Source organism: Synechococcus sp. R6-5, from assembly GCF_047461775.1.
GTDB lineage: Bacteria > Cyanobacteriota > Cyanobacteriia > Thermostichales > Thermostichaceae > Thermostichus.
The window spans coordinates 1-7,692 of record NZ_JANSHV010000134.1 but is presented as its reverse complement, the minus strand read 5'-3'; the positions used below and the strand labels follow the sequence as shown (position 1 = coordinate 7,692).

The 7,692-nt window shown below is 58.5% G+C and carries 8 protein-coding genes; 4 read left to right on the top strand and 4 right to left on the bottom strand.

The features are described 5' to 3' along the window. Positions 1–217: 217 nt before the first annotated feature. A complete protein-coding gene (locus tag NW818_RS07910) occupies positions 218–1,099 on the bottom strand; it encodes a LysR family transcriptional regulator (RefSeq protein WP_414424260.1) in 882 nt (293 codons plus the stop codon). Positions 1,100–1,273: 174 nt separating this feature from the next. Here NW818_RS07910 and NW818_RS07905 point away from each other — a divergent pair, with 174 nt between their 5' ends. The 4 genes from NW818_RS07905 to rpaB all read left to right on the top strand — a co-directional run bounded on the left by NW818_RS07905 (position 1,274) and on the right by rpaB (position 4,700). After that, positions 1,274–1,738: a redox protein gene (locus NW818_RS07905; protein ID WP_414343843.1), complete on the top strand. Its 465-nt coding sequence runs from the start codon at positions 1,274–1,276 to the stop codon at positions 1,736–1,738. A 208-nt stretch (positions 1,739–1,946) separates the two neighbouring features. Next, positions 1,947–2,642 (top strand): deoxyribose-phosphate aldolase, encoded by a 696-nt coding sequence (deoC, locus tag NW818_RS07900; RefSeq protein ID WP_414424259.1) that lies wholly within the window; start codon positions 1,947–1,949, stop codon positions 2,640–2,642. Then, positions 2,639–3,496 carry a DNA repair protein RecO gene (gene recO, locus NW818_RS07895; protein ID WP_414424258.1) on the top strand — a complete coding sequence of 286 codons (858 nt, stop codon included), beginning with the start codon at positions 2,639–2,641 and terminating at the stop codon, positions 3,494–3,496. Before deoC ends, recO begins: the two co-directional genes overlap by 4 nt. Positions 3,497–3,959: 463 nt before the next feature. Beyond that, positions 3,960–4,700: a response regulator transcription factor RpaB gene (gene rpaB, locus NW818_RS07890; protein ID WP_011434119.1), complete on the top strand. Its 741-nt coding sequence runs from the start codon at positions 3,960–3,962 to the stop codon at positions 4,698–4,700. On the opposite strand, the gene NW818_RS07885 is transcribed toward rpaB, so the two are convergent. The 3 genes from NW818_RS07885 to NW818_RS07875 form a co-directional block, all read right to left on the bottom strand. Continuing rightward, the gene (locus tag NW818_RS07885; RefSeq protein WP_414424257.1) at positions 4,673–6,505 is read right to left on the bottom strand and encodes a tetratricopeptide repeat protein; all 1,833 of its coding nucleotides are present in this window, start codon (positions 6,503–6,505) and stop codon (positions 4,673–4,675) included. The two genes, rpaB and NW818_RS07885, sit on opposite strands and share 28 nt — an antisense overlap. 149 nt (positions 6,506–6,654) lie before the next feature. After that, positions 6,655–6,855 carry a DUF2811 domain-containing protein gene (locus NW818_RS07880; protein ID WP_041436785.1) on the bottom strand — a complete coding sequence of 67 codons (201 nt, stop codon included), beginning with the start codon at positions 6,853–6,855 and terminating at the stop codon, positions 6,655–6,657. Positions 6,856–7,470: 615 nt separating this feature from the next. Further along, a partial coding sequence (locus NW818_RS07875) for a dihydrofolate reductase family protein (protein ID WP_414424256.1) occupies positions 7,471–7,692 on the bottom strand: 222 nt, incomplete at its 5' end.

Below are 7,692 nucleotides of genomic sequence, written 5' to 3'. Positions count from 1 at the left end.
GTCTCAATCTAGTTTGAAATGACTATAGACCTGCAATGATATAGACCTGCAATGAAATAAACCCATGCTGGTCAGGGAAGCCAAACTCCTCAACGCCGCTCCAGCGCCATACCAAGCCTTGGATGAGGCCCTGCCCAGTTTGTCCGCAACCAATGCTTGCGTCACTGGATGGATGAGCGTGGTGTCAACAAAGCTGCCTTGTACTCCCGATGCAATGTTAACTTGGCAACTGGGATGGGTTTCCCCGCAAGGCTTCCAGGAAGGCAAATACTGCAGGCGGATGCAGCGCAGAGGCCAGAACAGCAGCTCCGATCACCCGCTCCAGTGGGATCGGCAGCCGGCGGATCTGGATCCCTTCGGGAATGGGAATGGCGGCCAAGCGGGGCAAGATGGCAGCCCCCAGACCCTGTGCCACCATGTTCACAATGGTGGAGTCTTCCTTCACCAAGTAGGCCACCTTGAGGGTTTGGTGAGCGGCTTCCCAGTGGTTCCGCACCGCGGTGGTGCATTCGGCGTAGTTGTAGAGAATGTAGGAAAAACGGGAAAGATCCTCCCAGGTCAGGGTTTCCGGCAGGGGCCCAAAACTCAGCGGAACCAACACAATGAACTCATCGCGGGCAATCTCCCACGTCTGTAGATCCTCACCAGCCCGCGGCAGAGGCAATAGACCAATATCCACCTGGCCCGATCGCAACAGATGTTCAACAGTGGCCGGATCTTCCTCTGTAAGGGTGAGGGTAATCTGGGGAAATTGTTGGCGGAAGCGGGCGATCACCGGCGGCAACAAATGAGTTGCAGCACTGCGAAAAGCGGCAACCCGCACACTTCCCCCCCGCAACCCTTTTTCCAGGTTGGCCTCATAATCCATTTGTTCCCGCAGTTGCAGCATTTTGCGGACATGGCGCAGCAGTCGCTCCCCCACCGGCGTCAGGCGTGCCCCAAAGCGACCGCGCACCAGTAGAGTCACCCCCAATTCTTCCTCTAGGCTGGCAATGGCCCGGCTCACCGCCGACTGGGAAATGTGCAATTGCAGAGCGGCATCGCTGAAATTCCCCCGCTCCACCACAGCCACCAGGGTTTGCAGTTGTGAGATGTTCATGGATCCCATCTATTCGATCTGCGCATAGATGTGATGCTATCTCAGGTTTGAACCCTCCGCCGCACCTGACTAAACTACGACATAACTTCTCCTTCACACTGCGAAACAGCGGGAAACAGTGTGAAAACCTCTTTATCTTCCTGTCGTTGGTCAAGTGTCCCTATGTCGAGATCCATGTTTGCCCTGCTGCCATTCCATCAATTTCGAGATACTCCCGGCGTGCGCTTTTTCGACATCACGGTTGCGCGATCCAACGCCCGCGATTTGGTTTACCACGATGGGCCGGCCATCAGTCCCCCCAATAATCCGCAGGGCTATTGGCAGTTTTATATGCATCCACACCAAGAGGACAACCTACTGGCTCTATGGGGCGGACGGACGTTTTACCTGGTGAATTTTAGCTGGCGGGATCCCTTCCATATTGTGCGCCTGGAAGCGAATCGAGGTATTTTGCGCATTCCTCCCGGCACTTTTCACCGTTCCGTCTCCGATCCAGAGGGATCCATTGTGTTGAACCAGGCGGTGCGCGACGAAAAAGCCATCTTGGAAAAGGAATTTCGCATCTACGACAGCAGCCGTATTCCCCGATTGCTGCAGGTGACCTCGGCACCCGCCCCTTTGCCCCGCATTTGTGCCTGAGGGCAACCCAATCATCCTCCCCCGTTCCCTTAACCTAGCCGCGAGTCAATCGAGGCTCGCAAGTGGGCAGCAGCATGGGTGAGCTGTGCCTGGGGAATGGAGGGGTCGAGGTGTCGCCCTGCTGAGTTGGCAAGGCTCAGCCCTCTTTGCGGATCCCTGTAGGTGAAAGCTGAGGCTAGAGTAAAGATGGGTGCTGGGGGATCCACCAATGCTCTCTCTGGAGCGCAAGGGCATAGCGGATAGCTCGATCAACTTGGCGGAGTACATCGACCACACGCTGCTGTTGCCGATGGTTACTCCAGAACAGATCGACCAGGGGTGTGAGATCGCCCTGCGCTATGGTTTCCCCACTTTTTGCGTTCCTCCCTGCTATGTGCCGCAGGTGGTGGAGCGGCTGCATGGATCCCCGGTCAAGGTGAGCACGGTGGTGGGGTTTCCCCTGGGCACAACCACTGCAGAGGCCAAGCTTTACGAGGCCCAACTGGCGGTGGAGCAGGGGTGCCGGGAGCTGGATGTCCGCATCAACTTGGCTTGGCTCAAGGCGGGAGAGCTGGATCGCCTCCATGCTGAGATTGCCCAACTGGTGGAAGAAACGGGGGTTTGCGTCAAGGCCATTTTGGAAACGGCTCTGCTGACCGAGGAGGAGAAAAAGCTGGCCGGGGAGATTTGTATCGATGCGGGGGCGGCTTTTCTGATGACTTCCACCGGCTGGATGGGGGGGGCGACGCTGGCAGATGTGCAACTGTTGTGGCAACTCAGCCGCGGTAAAGTGGGGGTGAAAGCGTCGGGCGGCATTCGCACAGTGGCTCAAGCAGAGGCCATGATCCAGGCGGGGGCCAGCCGTATCGGCACCTCTTGGGGGCTGGAGCTGATGCAGGAGCTGCGAGCCAGAGGAACCCCATGAGTGGGCGCACCTATCGGGTTACGGGCATCAATCTCAAAGGGATCCCACTGGGAGAGTCGGATCGGATTGTAACCATCTTGACTCGCGAGCAAGGGTTGATCCGGGCGGTGGCCAAGGGATCCCGTAAGCAGCCTTCCAAGCTGGGCGGGCGGATGGAGCCTTTTGTCATCAACGATTTGCTGATGGTGCGGGGGCGCTGGTCTGCCCAAGCAGATACCTCCCAGCGTTTACAGCGCATTGTCCAAGCGGAAACCCTCCAGACTTTTCCTCGTCTCAGCCGCAGCTTAGCCCATCTCACAGCAGCGCAGTATTTGGCGGAGGTGGCCTTGCTGTTGGCCTTGCCCGATCAAGCCCAGGAAGAGCTGTTTGTGGTGTTGGTCGAACACTTGGAACGCATCGAGCGGGCTGCTTCGGAACAGGCCGTTCTGCCCTTGCTCACCCATGGGTTGTATCACCTCCTGGCGTTGGCAGGGTTTGCCCCTCAGGTACAAGCCTGCTACTTCTGTCAAGGGGGGTTGGTCGGCAGCGTTTTTTTCAGCCCCCAATGGGGTGGCTTGACCTGTGATCCCTGCCGGGTGGCCCAGCGGCCCAGCCCGATTGCCTGGGTCTCAGCCTCTGCCTTGCGTGCCTTGGGATCCCTGCCCAGCTCCACACTGCCTCTGCCTGAGGATTCGCTGCCTTTGGCTGCTTGGCTGGAGGCAGAACGTCTGTTGCGGCGTGTTTTGGAGCATCATACAGATCGAGAGATCCGTTCCGCCGAGCTATTGGCCAGTTGCTATGCTGTTTCCACTGCAAACGGTCAAGGATCCCCGGCTTTTCCTGAGGGACATCCCAAAACATGGGCATCGGTCTGAAAAAGTTGTGAAGGTATGTATCAAGTCCGGCCCAATAGCCGCAAAATAGAGCATCGAGGCGGGTTGGCAGCCGATTTTGGATGATAAATTAGGTTATGGAAAGTAACTTCTTACGAAGGCCTCTCAGGTTTGAGCAATGGTTTGGGGGGAGGAGTGCCTTGCACCAGGTACTGGACAGCATCATCAGGTGGGATTGAAGTTGGAGCTTTTAACAAGATTGAATCGACTGCTGAGAGGGCCTTCTGCTTGGTGCTTGTTTCCCGGAGCTGCATCCCTGGGGTGCGGCTTTGGTTAATTGCAGATGATTGCTTGTGAGTGTTCAATTTCACTCGGTGAGTCTGCCCAACTGAGGAGCAGCCCCTGAGGTTCCTGTATCCGCCCAACTCAAGTTAGCGCCCACCTTAGTTCTTTTTCAGATCTCTCTTTTACCGAGTACCGTTAGAAGTTCAGGAGTTGCAGCACCGTGGAAGCACAGCGTAAGGAACGGATTCTGGTGGTCGATGATGAGGCCAGCATTCGACGCATCTTGGAAACCCGTCTGTCCATGATCGGATACGACGTGGTCACAGCTTCGGACGGCGAGGAGGCGCTGGAGGTTTTCCACAAGCAGGATCCCGACCTGGTGGTGCTGGATGTGATGATGCCGAAGCTGGATGGCTATGGGGTCTGCCAGGAGCTGCGCAAAGAATCGGACATCCCCATCATCATGCTGACGGCGCTGGGAGATGTAGCCGACCGTATCACAGGGCTGGAGCTGGGGGCAGACGACTACGTGGTCAAGCCCTTTTCGCCCAAGGAGCTGGAAGCTCGCATTCGGTCGGTGTTGCGCCGGGTGGCGCGGTCGGCCCACGATGGGATCCCCAGTTCTGGGGTGATTCAAGTGGGGGATATTCGCATCGATACCAACAAGCGGCAGGTCTACAAACGGGACGAGCGCATTCGCCTGACGGGGATGGAGTTTAGTCTGCTGGAGTTGTTGGTCAGTCGGTCGGGGGAGCCTTTTTCCCGCTCCGAGATTTTGCAAGAGGTGTGGGGCTATACCCCGGAGCGCCATGTGGATACGCGGGTGGTGGATGTCCACATCTCGCGGCTGCGGGCCAAGCTGGAGGATGACCCCAGCAACCCAGAGCTGATCCTGACGGCCCGAGGCACCGGCTATCTGTTTCAGCGCATCGTTCAGGGAGAGGAACAGGCACGGTCTTGAGAGGGGATCCCTCGCAACCTCTCTTCAAGAGCGGCCTGCACCCGCCTCAACACGCCAACCCAGTCTCCCGGTGTGTCTTGTCGAAACAGTCGCATTACCCCGGGGTACCAGGGGCTATCTTCTCGATGGAGCAGCCAGCGCCAATCGGCGGCAAAGGGGAGCAGCACCCATACCGGCTTGCCCATCGCCCCGGCCAAATGAGCAACGGCTGTATCAACGCTGATCACCAGATCCAACTGGGCAACGGCTGCGGCTGTATCGACAAAACTGCGGAAACGGGATCCCAGCTCCACCACCTGGTACTGCTCCAATAAGGCTCCCACCGGGTGAGGACTCTGTCCGAGTGGCGCGGACAGATCTTCCCCCACCTGCAGGCTAACCCACTGGATGGAAGGCCCATGCAAGTGCTGGAGCAGCAGATCCAGAGGACAACTTTTCAGCCTTTGCACGCGGTTGAGCTCAGGATGGGCACGCCGGCCGCTGGCCCACACCAGCCCCACTTTCATCCGCTCCTGGGAAAGCTCTGGCCAGGAGAGGCTCAAAGGGATCTGCGGCCCACTTGCGCGAACGGGACAGACAAGGTAGGGGATGCAGGCAGGGATCGTCTCCAGGGTGGTGCCCAACCGCTGTGGCAAGCTGAGCAAGGGCAGATGGCAATCGAAAGAGGGCAAGGGATCCGTTTCCGAGATCACCTGCACCTGGGGAAGGGGGAAGCACCCTCTGAACAGCTCCACGAGGGATTCCTGGCAGCGAAGGCAGATTTGCGCTTGGGGATGGGCCTCGGCCAGCAGCGGCAAGTAGCGCACAAACTGAATCGTGTCCCCCAACCCTTGTTCGGCGTAGATCAGCAGGGTCTGGCGGCCCAGAGGGGATCCCGTCCACAGAGGGGAAAGAAAGCGCGGGTAGGTCGCCCCTTGTCGCTGCAGCCGCCATTCGTATTCTCGCCACCCCTCCTCGTAGCGGCCCAGGGTCAGCAAAGCCGTGCCCAGGTTGTAGTGGATCTCCGGCCAGTGGGGGGCCAACTGCAAGCTGCGCCGATAGGCTTCAATGGCCGCTTCCAACCGGTTTTGTTCCTGCAAGATGGTGCCCAGGTTGTTGTGAGGCTGGGCGTCCCTCGGCAGCAGCAAGATGGCCCGTTGCAGACAATCGGCGGCCTCCTCCAAGCGATCTTGCAGGTGCAGGCAATGGCCGAGGTTAACAAGAATTCGCCCCTCCTGGGGTGCGAGGGCAAGAGCTTGGCGAAACCAGCTTTCGGCTTCCCCAGCTTGGCCATCGAGCATCAGGGCATTCCCCAAAGCTGCCAAGGCATAGACCTGGGGAGGCTGGGCTGCTGCTGCCTGTTGCAACACCTCAATTGCCTGGGCCAATTTCCCCAGGGTGAGCCAACAACTGCCCAATCGGAAAAGCAATTGCCCATCACCGGGGGCAAAGGCCAGGCCCTGTTCGTAGGCTCGCGCCGCTTCCTCTGGGTTGCCAAGCTGCATCCAGGCATCGCCCAGATCCTGCCAGGCCGGCACCCAATCCCCCCGCAGGTGCAGAGCCAGTTGCAAGGGGGTCAAAGCTTGGCGGGGATCCCCCATCTGGAGATAAAGGGATCCCAGCAACGCCTGAGCGGCGAACAGATGGGGATGGGCGCGGGTAAGCTGCCGGCAGAGGTGCAGAGCAGTCTTCAGATCCCCCGCCTGCCGGTAGCGTTGAACCCACGTCAGAGCCGCCTCTGGGGATGGGATCTCGGATCCCCGCTCTGGATCCTGTGACTCAGCCGCTTGCCGATTGTCTTTCCCTCGCCCAAAGCCCCGTGGCACGTCTTTGCCTCTTTTTTGCCTCTTTTGAGATCCCTTTCACTTCTTAGCCCCCTCCCCCCAGTGTCCAAATGACAGCAGTGGGACAGGATCCCTACTCAGGCTAACAAAAGGTTCCCACTGCCCCGGTTTTCACGGGCCATCCTTGGGGCTCAGTTGCGGCGAAACAGGCTGTCCAAGTAGATGCGTGCCGCCCGCCGGTCGCTCTCCCCGCTTTGGAGCAGGAATAACGAGAGCGCTGCCGTCACCACCCGATCCTGATCCCAGTCGGGATGGCGGGAGAGGTAGTTTTGGAGGGTGTCATGCAGCTCCTCGGGAATTTCACTCAAAATGCTAACGCTGTGAGAACTCATAGTCCAACCACTCACTCGGGGTCAAGAGGGGAGAAAACGGTATCCCGCAAAACCTGCGGCCACAGCCAAAACTTGGGCAGCTCGAACAGAGCGAACCCGCAACATCAAAACCCAACCTAGATAGGCCAAGAGCCTCAGCAGGCTCGCAAGCAGAAAAGCAAGCAATATAGGTTCATAGCTTGCCCCTATCCCAGCGGATGGGAGGGAGGGCATGCACAACTGTTCCTAAGCCTGTCGTGGGCTGTAGAACAGATGAAGTCTTTTCTGAGGAGAGCGGTTGGGAACACCTCCACACCACTCACCCTCAGGTGCGGCTATTCTGCCCTTTAACCCACGGGGGGTGTCAATCCCAAGTCAGGGATCCAACCGGACAAAAGCTCTCCATTGGCCTTGATGGGATGGGAAAAAATGGCGCGATCCCGTTACGTTTCTCAGGGTGTAGTCGCCTGAACCTTACCGACCTCAACTTTTCCACAGAAACCCCCGATGCCGCCCCCCGAGGAAAAAGCCCTGTGGAAAACGGCCCGCCCGCCTGTGGAAAGCCTGGGGAAAACCTGTGGATTTCCGGGAAATCTGAATTTGTCCAAAAATTTTTGTGTTTGTGTCGAGCATTTCTCAGGGCCACTCGACTCGGTAGCGCAAAAACAGCTCCTTGGAGCCACGGCGGCATTCCAGCAGCTCCAACTGGGGCGGGGATCCCTGCACTTGCCAACCCTCAATGCTGGCAGGCGCATCGGCATATCCACTCAGCAGCACCGGAGCGAGGGTAACCCACAGCTCATCCAAGGCCCCTGCCTGGAGAAATGCCCCCAAAAGCCGCCCCCCGCCCAACAACCC